14 protein-coding genes are annotated in these 19,766 nt (G+C 70.6%); 9 read left to right on the top strand and 5 right to left on the bottom strand.

Going from position 1 to position 19,766, the window contains the following annotated elements:
* Positions 1 to 19 precede the first annotated feature (19 nt).
* The 4 genes from ACTWQF_RS00805 to cimA all read left to right on the top strand — a co-directional run bounded on the left by ACTWQF_RS00805 (position 20) and on the right by cimA (position 6,121).
* A complete protein-coding gene (locus ACTWQF_RS00805) occupies positions 20 to 1,084 on the top strand; it encodes a 3-isopropylmalate dehydrogenase (RefSeq protein ID WP_443276067.1) in 1,065 nt (354 codons plus the stop codon).
* A gap of 179 nt (positions 1,085 to 1,263) precedes the next feature.
* Positions 1,264 to 2,370, top strand: a complete 1,107-nt coding sequence (locus ACTWQF_RS00800; protein ID WP_443276065.1) for a branched-chain amino acid aminotransferase — start codon at positions 1,264 to 1,266, stop codon at positions 2,368 to 2,370.
* A gap of 168 nt (positions 2,371 to 2,538) precedes the next feature.
* A complete protein-coding gene (locus ACTWQF_RS00795; RefSeq protein WP_443276064.1) occupies positions 2,539 to 4,185 on the top strand; it encodes an alkaline phosphatase D family protein in 1,647 nt (548 codons plus the stop codon).
* A gap of 331 nt (positions 4,186 to 4,516) precedes the next feature.
* Positions 4,517 to 6,121 (top strand): citramalate synthase, encoded by a 1,605-nt coding sequence (gene cimA / locus ACTWQF_RS00790; protein WP_443276062.1) that lies wholly within the window; start codon positions 4,517 to 4,519, stop codon positions 6,119 to 6,121.
* A 109-nt stretch (positions 6,122 to 6,230) separates the two neighbouring features.
* Here the strand turns inward: cimA and ACTWQF_RS00785 are convergent, their stop codons facing one another.
* The 4 genes from ACTWQF_RS00785 to ureA form a co-directional block, all read right to left on the bottom strand.
* On the bottom strand, positions 6,231 to 6,860 hold the full coding sequence (locus ACTWQF_RS00785) for a TetR/AcrR family transcriptional regulator (RefSeq protein ID WP_443276060.1): 630 nt from the start codon (positions 6,858 to 6,860) through the stop codon (positions 6,231 to 6,233).
* A gap of 64 nt (positions 6,861 to 6,924) precedes the next feature.
* On the bottom strand, positions 6,925 to 7,962 hold the full coding sequence (locus ACTWQF_RS00780; RefSeq protein WP_443276058.1) for an agmatine deiminase family protein: 1,038 nt from the start codon (positions 7,960 to 7,962) through the stop codon (positions 6,925 to 6,927).
* A 67-nt stretch (positions 7,963 to 8,029) separates the two neighbouring features.
* Positions 8,030 to 9,733: an urease subunit alpha gene (locus ACTWQF_RS00775; RefSeq protein ID WP_443276057.1), complete on the bottom strand. Its 1,704-nt coding sequence runs from the start codon at positions 9,731 to 9,733 to the stop codon at positions 8,030 to 8,032.
* Entirely contained in the window at positions 9,730 to 10,461 is a 732-nt protein-coding gene (ureA, locus tag ACTWQF_RS00770) for an urease subunit gamma (protein WP_443276055.1), read from the bottom strand. Before ureA ends, ACTWQF_RS00775 begins: the two co-directional genes overlap by 4 nt.
* Positions 10,462 to 10,643: 182 nt before the next feature.
* Here ureA and ACTWQF_RS00765 point away from each other — a divergent pair, with 182 nt between their 5' ends.
* The 3 genes from ACTWQF_RS00765 (at position 10,644) to ACTWQF_RS00755 (ending at position 14,257) form a co-directional block, all read left to right on the top strand.
* Positions 10,644 to 12,107, top strand: a complete 1,464-nt coding sequence (locus ACTWQF_RS00765; protein WP_443276053.1) for a cytosine permease — start codon at positions 10,644 to 10,646, stop codon at positions 12,105 to 12,107.
* Positions 12,108 to 12,347: 240 nt separating this feature from the next.
* The gene (locus ACTWQF_RS00760; protein WP_443276051.1) at positions 12,348 to 13,988 is read left to right on the top strand and encodes an acyl-CoA carboxylase subunit beta; all 1,641 of its coding nucleotides are present in this window, start codon (positions 12,348 to 12,350) and stop codon (positions 13,986 to 13,988) included.
* 11 nt (positions 13,989 to 13,999) lie between these two features.
* The gene (locus ACTWQF_RS00755) at positions 14,000 to 14,257 is read left to right on the top strand and encodes an acyl-CoA carboxylase epsilon subunit (protein WP_443276049.1); all 258 of its coding nucleotides are present in this window, start codon (positions 14,000 to 14,002) and stop codon (positions 14,255 to 14,257) included.
* A 232-nt stretch (positions 14,258 to 14,489) separates the two neighbouring features.
* On the opposite strand, the gene ACTWQF_RS00750 is transcribed toward ACTWQF_RS00755, so the two are convergent.
* On the bottom strand, positions 14,490 to 14,678 hold the full coding sequence (locus ACTWQF_RS00750; RefSeq protein WP_443276047.1) for a hypothetical protein: 189 nt from the start codon (positions 14,676 to 14,678) through the stop codon (positions 14,490 to 14,492).
* Between the two features lie 561 nt (positions 14,679 to 15,239).
* Between ACTWQF_RS00750 and ACTWQF_RS00745 the strand changes: the two genes are divergently transcribed.
* Positions 15,240 to 19,331, top strand: a complete 4,092-nt coding sequence (locus ACTWQF_RS00745) for a nitrate- and nitrite sensing domain-containing protein (protein WP_443276045.1) — start codon at positions 15,240 to 15,242, stop codon at positions 19,329 to 19,331.
* 9 nt (positions 19,332 to 19,340) lie between these two features.
* Positions 19,341 to 19,754: a roadblock/LC7 domain-containing protein gene (locus ACTWQF_RS00740; protein ID WP_443277510.1), complete on the top strand. Its 414-nt coding sequence runs from the start codon at positions 19,341 to 19,343 to the stop codon at positions 19,752 to 19,754.
* The last annotated feature ends 12 nt before the right edge of the window (positions 19,755 to 19,766 follow it).

Genomic DNA, 19,766 nt, shown 5'->3' with positions numbered 1-19,766 from the left:
GGGGAGTAGTGTCTGCCGTATGTCTTCAGGAACGGCATCCCGCACGGATCGCACCATCGACCTGGCAGTGATTCCCGGTGACGGAATCGGCCCGGAGGTCGTCTCCCAGGGCCTCAAGGTCCTCACCGCCGTCCTCCCGCAGGACGTCAAGCTGGAGACGCACGAGTACGATCTCGGCGCCAAACGCTGGCACGCCACGGGGGAGACGCTCACAGACGACGAGCTGGAGCGGCTCAAGGCGCACGACGCCATCCTGCTCGGTGCCATCGGCGACCCGGGCGTCCCGTCCGGCGTGCTGGAGCGCGGCCTGCTGCTGAAGCTCCGCTTCGCCTTCGACCACTTCGTCAATCTGCGCCCCTCCACGCTCTTCCCGAACGTCGAGTCGCCGCTGGCAGGCCGCCCGGAGATCGACTTCGTCGTCGTTCGCGAGGGCACCGAGGGGCCGTACGTCGGCAACGGCGGCACCATCCGCAAGGGCACCCCGCAGGAAGTCGCCAACGAGGTGAGCGTCAACACCGCGTTCGGTGTGGAGCGGGTCGTACGCGACGCGTACGCGCGGGCGCAGGCGCGGCCGCGCAAGAAGCTGACGCTGGTGCACAAGAACAATGTGCTGGTGCACGCGGGGCACCTGTGGAAGGACACCTTTGACCGGGTCGGGCGCGAGTACCCCGAGGTGACCACCGACTATCTGCACGTGGACGCGGCCACCATCTTCCTCGTGACCGATCCCGCGCGGTTCGACGTGATCGTCACCGACAACCTCTTCGGCGACATCATCACCGACCTGGCCGCCGCGGTCAGTGGCGGGATCGGGCTCGCCGCCTCCGGGAACATCAACCCCACGCGGGAGTTCCCGTCGATGTTCGAGCCCGTGCACGGCTCGGCGCCCGACATCGCGGGCACCGGCAAGGCCGACCCGACGGCCACCGTGCTGTCCGTCGCCCTGCTGCTGCGGCACCTCGGCTACGAGGCAGAGGCCGCCCGCATCGACGAGGCCGTCACCACGGATCTCGCCGACCGCGAGGGCAGGACCCGCACCACGGAAGAGATCGGCGACGCCTTGGCGGCCCGCGTCTCCGGCTGACCCTTTCCTTATCCGCCGCAACGGCGGCGCGTACGTTGCGCGCCGCCGTTGCGGCGAGAAGAGGTGGCGCGGCGAGGAGGGGTCCTCGTACCCGCGGCCGGGAGTGGTTGACCCCCGCGCGATAATCGGGGTGTGCCGCCCTGAGCGTGGTGGCCCCGAAAGAGCTAAGGACCGCGGACATGACGACGCCCCGTATCGCATTCGACCTGAAGCCCGCCGCTCAATCCCTCGGTGCCGCCGAGCGCGAAGCGGTACTGGCGGACCCCGGTTTCGGGCGGTACTTCACCGATCACATGGTCACCATCCAGTGGACCGAGGGCCGCGGCTGGCACGACGCGCAGCTGCAGCCGTACGCACCGCTCCAGCTGGACCCGGCGAACATGACGCTGCACTACGCGCAGTCGATCTTCGAGGGGCTGAAGGCGTACCGGCAGCCCGACGGCTCGGTGAAGGTCTTCCGGCCCGACGCCAACGCCCGCCGTTTCCAGCGCAGCGCCCAGCGGCTGGCGATGCCCGAGCTGCCGGTGGAGACGTTCATCGAGGCGTGCGACCTGCTGGTCACACAGGACAAGGCGTGGGTGCCCAGCGAGGGCGAGGCGTCGCTGTATGTGCGGCCGTTCATGTTCGCCACCGAGGTCGGGCTGGGGGTCCGGCCGGCGAACCAGTACACGTTCATGGTGATCGCGTCCCCGGCGGCCTCGTACTTCCCCGGCGGCGTCAAGCCGGTCTCGGTGTGGCTGTCCGAGGAATATGTGCGGGCGGCCCCGGGCGGGACCGGTGAGGCCAAGTGCGCGGGGAACTACGCCGCCTCGCTCGTCGCCCAGGCCCAGGCCGCCGAGCAGGGCTGTGACCAGGTCGTCTGGCTGGACGCCGTGGAGCGCCGCTACATCGAGGAGATGGGCGGTATGAACCTCTACTTCGTCCACGGCAGCGGCGCCGACGCGCGGATCCTCACCCCGGAGCTGACCGGCACGCTGCTGCCGGGCATCACCCGTGACTCGCTGCTGCGGATAGCCGCCGACATGGGGTACGAGACGGGCGAGGCGCGGATCACCACCGACGAGTGGCGGGCCGGCAATGCCGACGGTTCGATCAGCGAGGTCTTCGCCTGCGGGACGGCTGCCGTGATCACGCCGGTCGGCGAGGTGAAGTCGGCGCGCGGCGAGTGGAAGGTCGGCGACGGCGGCGCGGGGGAGATCACCATGAAGCTCCGGGAGGCGCTGCTGGCGATCCAGACCGGCCAGGCGGAGGACAAGCACGGCTGGATGCACACGCTCGGCTCCTGAGCGGGTACGCCCTCACGGACATCGTGGGGCGTATCACGGTAAGGCCGGAACCGACTCGACGTACATGTACCTGACATGTAGCGGTCCAACTTCCGTAGCTGAAGGGCCTTTCGGCAGCGCTGTCATGACGATGTCATCGACTGCCTCGCGGGAGGGCCGAGATCCACGATGCCTCGTCATGAGACGACACAGCAGGATCAGGAGAGTCAGCAGGAGATCAGACGGGCGGCGGCGGCATTGGGCCGTCGCCGCCTGCTGACCGTCACGGGCGCCGCAGCGGTGCTCGCCTTCACCACCAATCTCCCGGGCAGCGCCCAGGCGGCGGAGGCGGACGCGCGAACAGCCGTCAGCGCTGATCCGTTCACGCTGGGCGTCGCCTCCGGTGACCCGCTGCCCGACTCTGTCGTGCTGTGGACCCGGCTCGCACCCAAGCCGTACGAGCCCGGCAGCGGCATGCCCAAGGCGCGGGTCGAGGTGCAGTGGGAGCTGGCCCACGACCAGCGCTTCCGCCGCATCGCGCGCAAGGGCACCACCACCGCGCACCCCGAGCTGAACCACGCGGTGCATGTGGAGGCCCAGGGCCTGGGCGCCGACCGCGTGTACTACTACCGCTTCCGGGTGGGCAAGTGGCTCAGCCCGGTGGGCCGTACCCGTACGGCGCCCGCGTTCGGTGCCGACCTCAACGAGCTGCGGCTGGCCGCCGTCTCCTGCCAGGCGTACCACGACGGCTACTACACGGCGCACCGCCACCTGGCCGAGGAGGATGTGGACCTGGTCTTCCACCTCGGCGACTATCTGTACGAGTACGCCGTCGACGCGCACGGCGGCGCCCGCGCCTACACCGACCGCACGCTGCCGGCCGCCTTCAACCGGGAGACCCTCTCGCTGGAGGACTACCGGCTGCGGTACGCGCTCTACAAGTCGGACCCCGACCTGATGGCCGCACACGCCGCGCACCCGTTCCTCGTCACCTGGGACGACCATGAGACGGAGAACAACTACGCGGACGACGTCCCGGAGGACGGCGGCTCCTCGCAGGACTTCCTGGTGCGCCGGGCCGCCGCCTACCGCGCGTACTGGGAAAACCTGCCGCTGCGCAAGCCCCAGCAGCCCAAGGGCCCCGATATGCAGCTCTACCGCCGGGTGAAGTTCGGCAAGCTCGCCCAGTTCGACATCCTCGACACCCGCCAGTACCGCTCCGACCAGGCGTACGGCGACGGCTGGCAGCGGCCGGGCCCCGAGTCCACGGACTCCTCCCGCACCATGATCGGCGCGGCGCAGGAGCGCTGGCTGCTCGACGGCTGGCGGGCCTCGGACGCCGTGTGGAACGTCGTTCCGCAGCAGGTCACCTTCTCCGAGCGGCGCAGCGACAGCACCGACGCCTACAAGGTCAGCATGGACGCCTGGGACGGCGCACCGGCCTCCCGCGAGCGGCTGCTGGCGGGCGCCGAGGCCGCCGGGATCGCAAACCTGATGGTGCTCACCGGAGATGTGCACCGGGCGTACGCGTACGACATCAAGCGCGACTTCGGCGATCAGCAGTCCCGCACCATGGGCACCGAGATCGTGGCCACCTCCATCACCAGCGGCAAGGACGGTACGGACAGGGCCGCGAACTGGAACAGCTATATGGGCGCCAACCCGCATCTGAAGTTCTACAACGGCCACCGCGGCTATGTGACCGTGCGGCTCGACAAGCAGCAGGGCCGCGCGGACTTCCGTACGGTCGCCGTCGTCACCAAGCCCGGGTCGTCCATCGGCACCGCCGCGTCCTTCGTCACCGAGGTGGGCAACCAGGGGCTGCACGAGGCGTGAGCGGGCCCGCCCGTAGGACTGCCTGAACGGGGCGTTTTCGCATCGTGAGACAGGAGGGGGCACGGGGGTTGTTGTGTGCAAGACTCCCCCCGTGCCCTCGTTCGTCATGATTATTGGCAGCAGGCGCGCCGGTCCGCAGTGACCGACTGCCGTGGAAAATCCCGTACGGCAGCGGACACCGTGCCCCAGACCCGCGCGCAGACCTCTCGCACCCGCGAGGGGTTTTTTCGTTTTCCGGCCCACCCGGCCCGAAAACGGAGGCGCGAGGGATGATGGGGGCAAGTGGAGCGCTTCCTTCCGCAACCACTGAACCCAGCAGGAGCCATCAGCCATGACCCCCGACGACAGTTTTCATGTCTTCGACACCACCCTGCGTGACGGCGCACAGCGCGAGGGCATCAACCTGACCGTTGCCGACAAGCTGACCATCGCGCGGCACCTGGACGAGTACGGCGTCGGTTTCATCGAGGGCGGCTGGCCCGGCGCCAACCCGCGTGACACCGAGTTCTTCGCCCGCGCCCCGAAAGAGATCGACTTCCAGCACGCCCAGCTCGTCGCGTTCGGCTCCACCCGCAGGGCAGGCGTCCCCGCGCAGATCGACCCGCAGGTCAAGGCGCTGCTCGACTCCAAGGCACCGGTTGTCACGCTCGTCGCCAAGGCACACGACCGTCATGTGGAGCTGGCCCTGCGCACCACGCTGGAGGAAAACCTGTCGATGATCTCCGAGACGGTCGGCTATCTGCGTGAGCACGGCCGCCGCGTCTTCGTCGACTGCGAGCACTTCTTCGACGGCTACCAGGCCAATCCCGACTACGCCAAGCAGGTCGTCCGCACCGCGCACGAGGCGGGCGCCGACGTGGTGGTGCTCTGCGACACCAACGGCGGCATGATCCCCGCGCAGATCCAGGCGGTTGTCCGTACCGTCGCCGCCGACACCGGCGCCCGGCTCGGTATCCACGCGCAGGACGACACCGGCTGCGCCGTCGCCAACACGCTGGCCGCCGTGGACGGCGGGGCCACCCATGTGCAGTGCACCGCCAACGGCTACGGGGAGCGCGTCGGCAACGCCAACCTCTTCCCCGTCGTCGCCGCGCTGGAGCTCAAGTACGGCAAGCACGTACTGCCCGAGGGCGCGCTGGCAGAGACGACCCGGATCTCGCACGCCGTCGCCGAGGTCGTCAATCTGACCCCCTCCACCCACCAGCCCTACGTCGGCACCTCGGCGTTCGCCCACAAGGGCGGGCTGCATGCCTCCGCGATCAAGATCGACCCGGACCTCTACCAGCACATCGACCCCGAACTCGTCGGCAACACCATGCGGATGCTCGTCTCCGACATGGCAGGGCGTGCCTCCGTCGAGCTCAAGGGCAAGGAGCTGGGCTACGACCTGAGCGGCGACCGCGAACTGGTCGGCCGGGTCGTCGAGCGCGTCAAGGAGCAGGAGCTCAAGGGCTACACGTACGAGGCCGCCGACGCCTCCTTCGAGCTGCTGCTCCGCGACGAGGTGCACGGCGGAGCGGCAGGGGCCGCACCCCGGTTCTTCCGCGCGGAGTCCTGGCGCGCCATCGTCGAGCAGCGGCCCGACGGGATGCAGGTCAACGAGGCGACGGTCAAGCTGTGGGCCAAGGGCGAACGCATCGTCGTCACCGGCGAGGGCAACGGCCCCGTCGATGCGCTGGACCGGGCGCTGCGGGCCGGACTGGAGCGCATCCACCCCGAGCTGGCGAAGCTGAACCTGGTGGACTACAAGGTCCGCATTCTGGAGGGCGCACACGGCACCTCGTCCACGACGCGGGTGCTGCTGTCGATGAGTGACGGCAGTGGGGAGTGGACGACGGTCGGGGTGGGTGACAACGTGATCGCCGCGTCGTGGCAGGCGCTGGACGACGGCTACACCTATGGACTGCTGCGCGCCGGGGTCGAGGCCCACGATTGAGGGCTCGTCGCTGCTGGTGAGGGGTGCCCCTGTCTGCCGTCCGCAGGCTGCGGCTTTCGTTGTGGCTTGTGGGGGCACCTCCCGGCCGGAGGCTGGGGGAGGGGCGGGGCTAGCCGCTGCCCCGCGTGAGGGACTCGTCGAAATGGTCGCGGACGTGGCCCAGGACCAGCTCCCTGTCCACCCCCGGCAGGCCCACCACCAGGTGGGTGCCGAAGCCGTCGAGCAGAGCGCGGGTGCGGGTGGCGAACCGGTCGGCGTCGACCGCCGCGAACTCCCCCCGGGCCATGCCCTCCACCAGCAGCGCCACCAGATCCCGGTGCCAGCTCAGCTCCAGTTCGAGCTGGCGAGCCCGCACCTCGTCGTCGCCGGACTGCGAGCGGTTCCACACCTCCAGCCACAGCGCCCAGTGCGGGTCCCGGTGTCCGACCGGCAGATAGAGCTCCACCAGCGCGTCCAGCCGCTCGCGGGCCGGTATCCGGCGGGCCAGCGCAGCGCGCCGCTCGGCGCCCAGCTGCTCCTCGCTCCACTGGAGGGTCTGCAGCAGCAGCTCGTCCTTGGTCTTGAAGTAGTAGACGAGATGGCCGCTGCTCATGCCGACCTCGCGGCCGAGCGCGGCCATCGTCAGCCGGTCGAGACCGCGGTCGGCGATCATCTCCATGGCGGTGGCCAGCAGCCGCTCCCTGGGCTGCGCCGCGCGCCGACGATTCCGCCGGCGCTTGTCTTCAGCCTCTGTGACCACCGCCGTGTCCTTCCGAAACCCGTGCGCCCTCCGGCCGCCGACCGTTCACCTTAACCGGGGCCGCTCAAACCCGGGGCTGCTGCTGCGTGATGCAGTGGATGCCGCCGCCGGCCGCGAACACCGTACGCGCGTCCACGAGCGTGACCGTGCGGCGGGGGAAGAGGCGGCGGAAGATGCCCGCGGCGTGCTCGTCGCGCGGGTCGCCGAAGCCGCACAGCACCACACCGCCGTTGCACAGATAGTGGTTGACGTAGGAGTAGTCGACCGGTTCGCCGTCCGCGGTGTTCGTCACCGTCGGCGCGGGCAGCTCGACCACCTCAAGCTCCCTGCCCCGCGCGTCGGTGGCCGCGCGCAGCAGCTTCACCGTCTCCTTGCACAGATCGTGGTCGGGGTGTGCGGGATCGGGCTGGGTGTGCGCGACGACCACGCCGGGCGCTGCGAACGCGGCCACCAGGTCGACATGGCCGCGGGTGCCGTACGTGCCGTAGTCGGCGGTCAGTCCGCACGGCAGCCAGATCGCCTTGCGGGTGCCGAGCCGCGCGTGGATCTCGGCCTCGACCTCCTCGTGCGTCCAGCCGGGGTTGCGCTCCTGGCCCAGCTGCACGGTTTCGGTGAGCAGCACCGTGCCCTCGCCGTCGACATGGATGCCGCCGCCCTCGTTGACCAGCCGCGAGGAGCGCACGGGAGCCCCCGCCTGTCCGGCGACATACGCGCCGATCAGCTTGTCCCGCTCCCAGCGCGCCCAGGGCTGGGCACCCCAGCCGTTGAACGTCCAGTCCACCGCGGCCAGCCGGCCGCCCTCGGTGACGAAGGTGGGGCCGATGTCGCGCATCCACGCGTCGTCCAGCGGCTGCCCGACCACCTCGATCTCGGACCCGAGCGCCCTGCGCGCCTCCAGCACGTCTTCCGGGTCGGCCACCACGGTGACCGGCTCGAAGCGGCGTACGGCGCGGGCGACCGACGCCCATGCGGTACGCGCCTCGGCCAGCACCTCCGCGTCCTCGAACGTCGGGTTGGCGCCGGGCCACGCCATCCAGGTGCGCTGGTGCGGTGCCCACTCGGGCGGCATGTGCGGGGCGGCGTCGGGCGTGCGGTTGCTCATGGGGGGCGATTCCTTGTGGTTCGGGGGCTCGGAGGTGGTCTTCTCGGCGGAGGTCTGCCGTGGCTTCTCAGAGGAAGTAGAGGCGGTTGAGCGAGACGCTCTCGGCCGGGTCGGAGCGCAACGGTTCGCCGTCCAGCGTCACCAGACCGGTGCGCTGGTCGACCTCCACGGCGCCCAGCCGCGCGTTGTGCACCAGGTCGGCCGGGCCGATTCCGCGGGTGCCGCGGACGGCGACCCGGCGGCGCCGCGTCGGCAGCGTGTCGCCGCCCCGCTCGACGGCGGCCTGCGACACGAAGGCGACGGACAGCTCGGCGGGCGCCCCGCCGTGGGCGCCGAACAGGGGGCCCAGCACCAGGGGTTCGCTGCTGTCGGTCGCGGCGTTCGGGTCGCCGGTGACGCCCCAGGCGGGGAAACCGGACTTGAGGACCAGCTGCGGCTTGGCGCCGAAGTAGGTGGGGTGCCACAGCACGATGTCGGCCAGCTTGCCCGGCTCCAGCGAGCCGATCTCGTGCGAGAGCCCGTGCGCGAGGGCCGGGTTGAGGGTGAGCTTGGCGATGTAGCGCAGCACGCGCGCGTTGTCGTCCGCGCCGGCGTTCGGGATCTGCGCCGCGTCCTCCAGCTCGCCCCGCTCCGCCTTGAGCTTGGCCGCCATCTGGAACGTACGCCGCACGGTCTCGCCCGCGCGGCCCATGCCCTGCGCGTCGGAGGAGGTGATGCCGATGGCACCCAGGTCGTGCAGTACGTCCTCGGCGCCCATGGTGCCCGCGCGGATCCGGTCGCGGGCCATGGCCGCGTCCCCGGGCAGGTCCGTCTTGAGGTCGTGCACCGAGACGATCATCCCGTAGTGCTCGGCGACGGCGTCCCGGCCGAACGGCAGCGTGGGGTTGGTCGAGGAGCCGATGACATTGGGCACGCCCGCCATCCGCAGCACATTGGGTACGTGGCCGCCGCCGCAGCCCTCGATGTGGAAGGCATGGATGGTGCGGCCTTCCAGCACCGCGAGGGTGTCCTCCACGGCCAGCGCCTCGTTCAGCCCGTCGCTGTGCAGCGCGACCTGTACGTCGTACTCCTCGGCCACCCGCAGCGCGGTGTCCAGCGCCCGGTGGTGCGCCCCCATGTCCTCGTGCACCTTGAAACCGCAGGCGCCGCCCTCGGCGAGTGCCTCCACCAGCGGCGCTGCGTGCGAGGAGGAACCCCGGCCCAGGAAGCCGATGTTGACCGGCCAGGCGTCGAACGCGGAGAACGCGTGCCCCAGCGCCCAGGGCGAGTTGACGCCCACACCCCATACCGGCCCGAACTCCTGGCCGATGATGGTGGTGACTCCGGAGGAGAGCGACGCCTCCATGATGCGCGGGGACAGCAGATGGACATGGGTGTCCACGGCGCCCGCGGTGGCGATCAGCCCCTCGCCGGAGACGATCGAGGTGCCGGTGCCCACGACGACGTCCACGCCGTCGACGGTGTCGGGGTTGCCGGCGCGGCCGATCGCATGGATCCGGCCCTCGCGGATACCGATGGACACCTTGCGGATGCCCTGCACGGCGTCGATGACCAGCACATTGCTGATCACCACGTCGCAGGTCTCGCGGACGGCCGCCGCCTTCAGATGCAGCCCGTCGCGGGCCGTCTTGCCGAACCCGGCCAGGAACTCGTTCCCCGGCTGCTGGGAGTCGGACTCGACGCGGACGACGAGCCCGGTGTCGCCCAGCCGCACCCGGTCACCGGCACGCGGTCCGTGCACGGCCGCGTACTCGTGTGCGTCCACGCTCATGACTGGCCCTCCTCCTCGGTGACGGCGGGCTCGGCGCCCAGATATCCGCAGGCCGCAGCACGTCGCAGCGCCTCCGCGCGGGCTCCGGGCGCGTCCAGCGGACCGTCCACCAGACCGGCGAAGCCGATGGCCACCCTCTCGCCGCCCAGCGGGACGAGACCCACCTCGGCGGTGCCGCCGGGGTCGAAGCGCACCGAGGAGCCCGCGGGTACGGCCAGCCGCATCCCGTAGGCGGAGGCCCGGTTGAAGTCCAGCCGGGGATTGGCCTCGAAGAAATGGAAGTGCGAGGTGACGCTGACCGGTACCTCGGCGGTGTTGCGGACGGTCAGCGACAGCGCGGGCGGCTGCGGCGCGTGCGCCTGCTCCGTGCCGTCCCCGGGCGCGGCCGGCAGCACGGCGCCGGGAGCCTGCTCGGGCGGACTGGCCGCCGGGATGGGGGAGGGGATCACCGCGAGCCGGGAGCCGTCGTCGAAGACGGCCTCCACCTGGATCTCGGTCAGCACCTCGGCCACGCCGGGCAGTACGTCGTCGGGGCCCAGCACCGCGCGTCCCGCCTCGATCGCCTCGGCGAGCCGGAGCCCGTCGCGGGCCGCCTCACAGACGGTGTCGGCGATCAGCGCCGTGGCCTCCGGCACGTTGAGCCGCAGCCCTCTGGCCCGTCTGGCTCGCGCCAGCTCGGCCGTGCCGAAGATCAGCAGGCGGTCCCGCTCGGTCGGACCCAGCCGCACGTCTTCCACCTTCCGGTAGCGATGTAAGTGTCCCGTTGTGTGTTGCTGTGTGTCCGGCCAGCATTTAGAGCAACGCTCAAATAGTCAAGTCTTTGCATCGCACCATTGACCCTGCCGCTATTGATGCCTCAGATTGAGCGCTGCTCAAACCAAATGCCGGCCCCACCCCGACAGGGAGCACCATGCAGATCGAGCAGCACGGCGTCGATGTGATACCCGAAGCGGAGCGCACTGGCCGCCCACGCGACATCGTCAGCTTTCTCATCGGATCGAACCTGGCACTCGGCGTCGTCATCTTCGGCTGGCTGCCGGTCTCCTTCGGGCTGGGCTTCTGGCCCGCCGTCTCCTCACTCCTGGTAGGCACCCTGATCGGCACGGTGCTGGTCGCCCCGCTCGCGCTGGTGTCGCTGCGTACCGCGACCAACCTCTCGACCAGCAGCGGTGCCCAGTTCGGCGTACGCGGCAGATTGCTGGGCTCGTCGATCGGGCTGCTGCTCTCGCTCGGCTACACCGCGCTCACGCTGTGGGTCGGCGGGGATGCGATGGTCGGCTCACTCTCCCGGCTCTGCGGGATGCCCGACTCGGCCGCGGGGTACGCGATCGTCTACGCCGTGCTCGCGGTGTGCACCGCCGTGTGCGCCGTGTACGGCTACAAGCTGCTGCTCCGGCTGAGCCGGGTCCTCGCCGTCGGCATGACCGCGCTGCTGGTCGTCGGCCTGTTCGCGTACGCGCCGCACTTCACCACCCAGGCGCCCGCCGGGACCGAGTACCTGCTCGGCGACTTCTGGACGACCTGGCTGCTGTCCGTGGTGGCGGCCGGGCTCAGTGGCCCGATCGCCTTCATCACCTTGCTGGGCGACTACACCCGCTACATGTCGCCCGCCCGGCACTCCTCCCGCCGCGTCTACCTCACCACCTGTGTCGGGCTGGTCGCCGGACTGCTGATCCCCCAGCTCTTCGGCACCTTCACCGCGGTCGCCGTCGACGCGGCCACCGACTACGCGGGGCCGCTGGTCGAGCAGGCGCCGTTCTGGTTCCTGGTGCCGCTGCTGCTGGCCGCCTCGTTCGGCTCGATCGGCAACGCGGGGCTGATGCTCTACTCGATGGGGCTCGACCTGGACGCCATCGTTCCGCGTACCACCCGGACCAAGGCCACCTACACCGTGGGGGCCCTCGCGACAGCGCTCGTCTACCTCGGCCACTTCGTGTGGGACGCGCAGGACGCGATGACGGCCTTCGTGCTGCTGCTGACCGCCGTGGGCGCCCCCTGGGCCGTGATCGTGCTGATCGGGCACGCGCGCTGCCGGGGCGTCTACGACGCGGAGGCGCTCCAGGTCCTCAACCGCCGCTCGATCGGGGGCCGTTACTGGTACACCGCAGGCTGGAACATCCGCGCCACGGTGGCCTGGGCCATCGGCTCCTGCGTGGGGCTGCTGGCCGTCGACACCCCGCTCTACACCGGCCCCCTCGTCCCCCGCCTGGGCGGCTTCGACCTCAGCTTCCTGCTCTCGTCCGCGGTGACGGCTGTCGCCTTCCTCCTTGTGACGGCGGGCGAACGGAGCGCGCTCTTCTCCGCCGTGGGGGTGCCGAGCCGTCACGTGGACGGTCACGACGTGGAGGGTCCGGCTGCTGTGCGACAGCCTTGAACGACGCGCCACAGGAGAGGGCACCCCGTACGGTGGGCAGACCGGCGCCCGCCGAACGCAAAGCCTTGGGCGGGAGGGGGCTGTGGAAATCCCACAGCCCCCTCCGCTGTGCGTGAGAGGGTTTCCCCTTCGTCCTGTCACGGCCCCCCATGGTTCTGTCCAGCGCTGCCATGAATCGGCCGCGGAGACTGTACGAATCTGACGACGGTGATCGGCGCCGCAGTTTCGTAGGGTCTATACATGACCGATCTGCCCCAGCCGTCGTCCCAGACCGAGCAGGCCGACCAGGCCGAGCCCGAGTCGCCCGGCTCACCCGGCTCCGTACCGGCGCAGGACACCCGTGGGCGCGTCGCCGAGCTGCACGCGATCCGTGCACAGGCGTACCAGGGCCCCAGCGAGCGGGCGACCGAGGCACAGCACGCCAAGGGCAAGCTGACAGCCCGGGAGCGGATCGACCTGCTCCTGGACGAGGGCAGCTTCCGCGAGATCGAGCCGCTGCGCCGGCACCGCGCCACCGGCTTCGGGCTGGAGGAGAAGAAGCCGTACACCGACGGTGTGATCACCGGCTGGGGCACCGTGCACGGCCGGACGGTCTTCGTCTACGCGCACGACTTCCGGATCTTCGGCGGAGCACTGGGCGAGGCTCACGCCACCAAGATCCATAAGCTGATGGACAAGGCGATCGCGGCGGGTGCGCCGCTGGTCTCCCTCAACGACGGCGCGGGCGCCCGTATCCAGGAAGGTGTCGCGGCGCTGGCCGGTTACGGCGGCATCTTCCAGCGCAACACCAAGGCGTCCGGTGTCATCCCGCAGATCAGCGTGATGCTCGGCCCCTGCGCCGGCGGCGCTGCCTACAGCCCGGCGCTGACCGACTTCGTCTTCATGGTCCGCGACACCTCGCAGATGTTCATCACCGGCCCCGACGTGGTGCAGGCGGTGACCGGTGCCGAGGTGAGCCAGGACGGCCTGGGCGGCGCCGATGTGCACGCGGCGACCTCCGGCGTGGCGCACTTCGCCTACGACGACGAGGAGACCTGCCTGGAGGAGGTCCGCTACCTCCTCTCCCTGCTGCCGCAGAACAACCGCGAGAACCCGCCCACCGAGCCCACCGCCGACCCCGCCGACCGACGCGGGGAAGCCCTGCTCGACCTGGTGCCAGCCGACGGCAACCGCCCGTACGACATGCGCAAGGTCATCGAGGAACTCGTCGACGACGGCGACTTCCTGGAGGTGCACGAGCGCTGGGCGACCAACATCATCTGCGCGCTGGCGCGGATGGACGGTGAGGTCGTCGGCATCGTCGCCAACCAGCCGCAGTCGCTCGCCGGAGTGCTGGACATCGAGGCCAGCGAGAAGGCGGCGCGCTTCGTGCAGATGTGTGACGCCTTCAACATCCCGATCCTCACCCTGCTGGACGTGCCGGGCTTCCTCCCGGGCGTCGACCAGGAGCACGGCGGCATCATCCGGCACGGCGCCAAGCTGCTGTACGCCTACTGCAACGCCACCGTGCCGCGGATCTCCGTCGTCCTGCGCAAGGCGTACGGCGGCGCGTACATCGTCATGGACAGCCAGTCCATCGGCGCCGACCTGACCTTCGCCTGGCCCACCAACGAGATCGCGGTGATGGGCGCCGAGGGCGCCGCCAACGTCATCTTCCGCAAGCAGATCGCGGCGGCCGACGACCCCGAGGCCATGCGTGTCCGCATGGTCAAGGAGTACAAGGCCGAGCTGATGCACCCCTACTACGCCGCCGAGCGCGGCCTGGTGGACGACGTCATCGACCCGGTCGAGACCCGCGAGGTCCTCATCCGGTCCCTCGCGATGCTGCGCAGCAAGCACGCCGACCTGCCGTCGCGCAAGCACGGCAACCCCCCGCAGTGATGGGAGCACAGATGAACAAGACCCCTGAGGAGCCCGGCAGTACGGCCCCGCTGAGCGCCGAGGCGAACAGCGTGGTGCGCGTGGAGAAGGGCCGGGCGAACGCGGAGGAGCTGGCCGCGGTCACCGCGCTGCTCCTCGCCCGCGCCGCCGCCTCCACCCGCGCCGGGCACTCCCGGACGTCCGTGCGCCGTGGGCGCCCGACCAAGGCGGGATGGCGCCGGCTGGAGCGCCAGCACGGCTTCCGCGCCCCGCACAGCTGGCAGGGCTGAGGCCCAACGGCCGGGTCAGGGACGGCTGGAGGCAGGAGAGACGGCAGAGGCGCGTGTGGGAACCCTGGGGGAGGGTTCCCACACGCGCCTCTGTACGTTTCGCGCCGCTGCGCTTCGGAGAGTCGCTTGCTTCGGAGAGTTGCTGTCCTTCAGGCCGGAGAGCCGCTGTCCTTCGGGAGAGCAGGCCGAAGGGTGAGAAGCCTCGGGGGAGCAGGGCGCGAAGGGCGAGAACTCAGCTCGCGGGGGCGTCCACCAGTACGGTCCGGCGGGGGTTTGCGGTCCGCTCCGGCAGGGCGCCTTCCATCTCCGTCGCTTCGTGAGCGGCAACCGTTGCGGTCGTAAGCTCGTCGGCGTCCGTCAGATGTGCCAGGGTGGTGCGCTGCGGGTTGGCTATGTTCCGCATGGTCAGCGTGGAGTTCACTGGTGCCCTTACCTCGCTCGGCTTGTCATTTCAATGTGCTATGTAAATGCCGAGAGTAGGCGCGCTATTCCCCGTAGCAACGTGATCTAGGCAACGACTGGCATGTGAGTTTGCTCACGAGCCCGTTACCAAAACCAGACATAAGTAATCGTTGAATCCGGCACCGTAATCGGACACAGCGGGCCAAGGGGGTAATACGTGCGCTCTGCCGGGTACTTGGGCGTGGCGCGCAGCTGTCCGCCCCGGGGTGTCCGATCAGTAAAAATCCGGCATTCCGCTTTGCTCTTTCCACTCTGAGTAAGCATTCGTGTGCGCTCGGTTATCGACACTCAAGGGTTATCCACAGCCCTTGTTGGAGATCCGGCACTGTGCTGGAATTCCACGGACCGCCGCAGGACGAAACAGACCGGAGCGCGTCGGCGCACGCGAGCGGCGCCGCGCGACGGTGATGAGGGGACGCGCCGGTCATCACGACCGCCATGGGGGCCTTGGACCCCCACGACTCGATACCGTCCCGCCGTCGCGAGCGGGGGGACGCCTGGTCCAGAGGTTGCGACGCTAGTGCAGGGACGTTTCAAGAGGGATGGCAGCGCTGAGGGAGCCCCGGAGGCGCAAGGCTCGGCCGACCGCGGTTCCCAGCCCCAGCGTGCCCAGGACGACGGGCCCGCGGGTGGTGAGCAGGGCACGCCCTCGGGCAAGCAGGTGAGCACCGGGAACGGCGCCGGAAAGGGCAAGGGCGGCAAGCAGGGCAAGTCCGGCAAGGGTGACGCCGCGGCCAAGGGCAAGGGCTCGTCCGAGGGCCCCGACCTCGGGCCCCGCGTAGCCCTGCGCAACTGGCGCATCAGCACGCGCCTCGTCTCCCTCCTGGCTCTCCCGGTGATCGCCGCTACCACGCTCGGTGGTATGCGGATCTCCGGCTCGCTGCAGAACGTCGACCAGCTCGACTACATGAAGCGCCTGACCGAGATGACGGAGCAGGCCACCAACCTGGCAGCGGCACTTCAGGACGAGCGGGACAAGTCGGCCGGCCCGCTGGTGAGCACGGGCAACGAGAAGGACGACCTCGTCGTCGCGCCCCGGGAGCGGACCGACCAGGCCTTCAAGTCCTTCCAGAAGGCCACCGGCGACATCGACGGCAGCGACAAGACGATGGCGGGCGTCCAGTCCACCGTCCTGGACATCGTCCGTCAGCTCGGCGCGATCAACACGATCCGCGAGCGCGCCTACGAGAACCCCGACAACGTCTCCCAGACTGTCAACGCCTACAACCAGCTCATCGAGTCGCTGCTCTCCCTCTCGCAGGACATGGCGCAGGCGACCAGCAACTCGGAGATGATCCGCAGCACCCGCGCGCTGGCCGCGTTCTCCAGCGCCAAGGAGTACGCCTCCATGCAGCGCGCGATCATCTCCGCGGGCCTGGCCCACGAGCCCAACCCCAAGCTCTCCGAGAACGACCGGCTCTACGCCCGGACGGCCACCGACAGTGAGGGCGCCGAGCTCGACAGCTTCAGCCAGATCTACGGGGACAAGGCAGCTAATACGCTCCTCAAGCCGATCAGCGGCGGCGACGTCAACGTCCAGCTGGCCGACAACTACCGCGAGCGGATGCTGCACAGCCCGGACGCGATCAGGAAGCAGAAGCGCACCTTCGTCGACTGGATGGACCAGGACGCGTCCAAGATCGACAGCATGGAGAAGATCGAGCGCACGCTGCTGGAGAAGATGGAGCAGCAGGCGCGCGAGCTGCGCTCCGAAGCCCAGCGCGAGGCGCTGATCAGCGGTGCGCTCATCCTGCTCGTCCTCGGTATCTCGCTGGTCGGCGCGTTCGTCGTGGCGCGCTCCATGGTCCGCTCGCTGCGCCGCCTCCAGGACACGGCGCAGGAAGTCGCCCGCAAGCGGCTGCCCGAGCTGGTCAAGCAGATGTCCGAGGCCGAGCCGCAGGACGTGGACACCTCCGTCGAGTCCGTCGGAGTCCACAGCCGGGACGAGATCGGCAAGGTGGCCGCGGCCTTCGACGACGTCCACCGCGAGGCCGTCCGCCTCGCCGGTGAGCAGGCGCTGCTCCGAGGGAACGTCAACGCGATGTTCACCAACCTCTCGCGGCGCAGCCAGGGCCTGATCCAGCGTCAGCTCTCGCTCATCTCCGAACTGGAGTCCCGCGAGGCCGATCCGGACCAGCTGTCCTCGCTCTTCAAGCTCGACCACCTCGCCACCCGCATGCGCCGCAACGGCGAGAACCTGCTGGTTCTCGCCGGTGAGGAGCCCGGCCGCCGCTGGACGCGCCCCGTACCGCTGGTCGACGTGCTCCGCGCCGCCGCCTCCGAGGTGGAGCAGTACGAACGCATCGAGCTCAACTCCGTGCCGTCCACCGAGGTCGCGGGCCGCGTCGTCAACGACCTCGTCCACCTGCTCGCCGAGCTGCTGGAGAACGCCACCTCGTTCTCCTCCCCGCAGACCAAGGTCAAGGTCACCGGTCACGCCCTGCCCGACGGGCGGGTGCTCATCGAGATCCACGACACCGGCATCGGGCTGTCCCCGGAGGACCTGTCCGCGATCAACGAGCGGCTGGCCAACCCGCCGACGGTGGACGTGTCCGTCTCCCGCCGCATGGGCCTGTTCGTGGTCGGCCGGCTCTCCCTGCGGCACGGCATCCGCATCCAGCTGCGCCCCTCCGACTCCGGTGGCACGACCGCGCTGGTCATGCTGCCCGTCGACGTCGCACAGGGCGCCCAGGGAATGAAGGGCCGCCCCGGCGCGGGCACGCCCGGCGGCCAGGGCGGGCCGCCGCCCCCGCAGACCCGGGGCGGCAGCAAGGGCGGCAACCTCGCCGCTGCGCTGCAGCGCGGTCCGCAGAACGGCGGACCGGGTGCGCCGGGCCAGGGCCCCGGCGCGGGTGCCGGCCTCGGCGCGGGCGAGTCCTCGCGGATGGGCGCACTGCCGGCCCGCGGTCAGGACGCGGGCGGCGCACGGCCCGCGCTGCCCGCGCGCGACGGCAGCCGCCCCCAGCCCGGCTCCGGCGGCAGCGCCGTCAACTTCTTCGGCGCACCGCCCAACCCGGCCCGCCCGGGCCAGGCCCCGGCCGGCCCCGGCAACGGAGCCAACCCGCCGGCGCCCAACCGAGGCCAGGGCGGCCCCACGCCCGAACTCCCCGGTGCCCCCTCTGCCCCGCGCCCCCAGCCCTCCACCGGCACGGGCCAGTTCGCCCTGCCCCAGTCGGGCAGCCCCGCGGACACGGGCGAGTACACACGCCCGGGCGGACCGCAGGAGGGCCCCGGCAGCACGGGCCAGTTCCCGCAGATCGGTCAGGGGAGCCCTGCCGATACGGGCCAGTTCGCGCAGCCGGGTTCCCAGGGCGGTTCGTCTGCCACGGGCGAGTACGCGTACCCCGGTTCACCCTCGGAGGGTCCGGGCAGCACCAGCGAGATTCCCCGCATCACCCCGGACGGCCCGGCCGGTACGGGCCAGTTCCCGCAGATCGGTCAGGGCGGCCCTGCCGATACGGGCCAGTTCGCGCAGCCCGGTTCCCAGGGCGGCCCCTCCGGTACGGGGCAGTTCGCGCTGCCGCAGTCGGGCGGTCCGGGCACCTCGGAGACGGGGGAGTACGCGCGTCCGGGTTCGCCTTCGGAGGGTCCGGGCAGCACCAGCGAGATTCCCCGCATCACCCCGGACGGCCCCGCCGACACCGGCGAGTACGCGCAGTCCGGCAGCCCCGACGGGCCCGGGAACACCGGGCAGTTCGCCCGCCCCCAGGCGAGCGGCGGCCCCGCCGACACCGCCCAGTTCGCCCGTCCCTCCTTCGACGACGCCGCACCGGGCCGCCCTTCGGACGGGGAGAACCGCCCGAGTTGGGCCCGCCCCGAGCAGGGCCCCGGCGACGAGGACACCCCGCGCGGTCACGACGAGCCCGAGGGCACCGGCGAGTACGCCCACCCCGGATACCCGGGCGCCGACCCCGCGCTGCCGGGCCAGGACGGTTCCCGTGCCCAGCCGGGTGACCCGTCCGAGGGCATACCTTCCGTCCCGCCGGCCCCCGCGGACGCTCCAACGCCGATCTTCGCGTCCATCGAGTCCAACTGGTTCCGCGACCCCGGCCAGCCGGAACCGGGCCGGGCAGCCCCGCAGTCGCCCGCGCAACCGCATCCGGGCCCGACGGAGCAGGCGCCCGTCGCCGCCCCGGAAAGCACCGGTGCCGGTACGGGTCCCAGCACCGCCCCAGGCCCAGGCGGCGGTCCCGGTCGGCAGCCTGCCCAGGCACCCGCCCCGCGCCCGGGGCAGCCCGCCTCGGCAGTCCCGCCACTGCCCCAGCGTCAGGCGGCGCCGGGCACCGCGGGCAGCACGGGCCAGGGCGCTGCCGCGTCCGACGCCGGCTGGGGGGCCTCGCCCAACGACGAGCGCTGGCGGCGTGCCGAACAGCTTCGCGAGCCCGCAGCCGGCGGGGTGACCACCTCGGGTCTGCCGCGCCGCGTGCCCCGGGCCAACCTGGTCGCGGGCACCGCGCAGCAGCAGTCCTCCGCACAGTCCGGTCCCCAGGTCTCCCGCGCGCCCGATGACGTGCGTGGTCGGCTGACCAATCTCCGCCGCGGTATCCAGCAGGGCCGACAGGCCGGTACGGACAACCGCGGCGCAGGTCCCACCTATCAGCAGGAGCGTTAGTTGAGTCCGATGAGCCAGGCTGCGCAGAATCTGAACTGGTTGATCACCAACTTCGTGGAGAACACCCCCGGGGTGTCGCACACGGTGGTGGTCTCCGCCGACGGCCTGCTTCTGGCCATGTCGGAGGGATTTCCGCGCGACCGCGCCGATCAGCTGGCAGCGGTTGCGTCGGGGCTCACTTCGCTGACGGCGGGCGCTTCCCGCATTTTCGAGGGTGGTGGGGTCAACCAGACAGTGGTGGAGATGGAGAGAGGGTTTCTCTTCATCATGTCCATCTCCGACGGCTCCTCGCTCGCCGTTCTCGCCCACCCCGACGCGGACATCGGCCTCATCGGCTATGAGATGGCGCTCTTGGTGGACCGTGCAGGAAGCGTACTCACCCCCGACGTACGTGCGGAACTCCAGGGAAGCATTCTCAACTGATCATCACGCTCC

Origin of the sequence: Streptomyces sp. 8N114, assembly GCF_052245835.1 — a bacterium.
GTDB lineage: Bacteria > Actinomycetota > Actinomycetes > Streptomycetales > Streptomycetaceae > Streptomyces.
Note: the sequence above shows the minus strand (reverse complement) of the source record. Positions and strands in the feature narration are given on the sequence as shown.

Coding starts and splice junctions, on each gene's coding strand:
- ACTWQF_RS00775 (WP_443276057.1), bottom strand. CDS start 9,733: ATGAGCGTGGACGCACACGAGTACGCGGCCGTGCACGGACCGCGTGCC.
- ACTWQF_RS00805 (WP_443276067.1), top strand. CDS start 20: ATGTCTTCAGGAACGGCATCCCGCACGGATCGCACCATCGACCTGGCA.
- ACTWQF_RS00760 (WP_443276051.1), top strand. CDS start 12,348: ATGACCGATCTGCCCCAGCCGTCGTCCCAGACCGAGCAGGCCGACCAG.
- ACTWQF_RS00780 (WP_443276058.1), bottom strand. CDS start 7,962: ATGAGCAACCGCACGCCCGACGCCGCCCCGCACATGCCGCCCGAGTGG.
- ACTWQF_RS00765 (WP_443276053.1), top strand. CDS start 10,644: ATGCAGATCGAGCAGCACGGCGTCGATGTGATACCCGAAGCGGAGCGC.
- cimA (WP_443276062.1), top strand. CDS start 4,517: ATGACCCCCGACGACAGTTTTCATGTCTTCGACACCACCCTGCGTGAC.
- ACTWQF_RS00795 (WP_443276064.1), top strand. CDS start 2,539: ATGCCTCGTCATGAGACGACACAGCAGGATCAGGAGAGTCAGCAGGAG.
- ACTWQF_RS00800 (WP_443276065.1), top strand. CDS start 1,264: ATGACGACGCCCCGTATCGCATTCGACCTGAAGCCCGCCGCTCAATCC.
- ACTWQF_RS00755 (WP_443276049.1), top strand. CDS start 14,000: ATGAACAAGACCCCTGAGGAGCCCGGCAGTACGGCCCCGCTGAGCGCC.
- ACTWQF_RS00740 (WP_443277510.1), top strand. CDS start 19,341: ATGAGCCAGGCTGCGCAGAATCTGAACTGGTTGATCACCAACTTCGTG.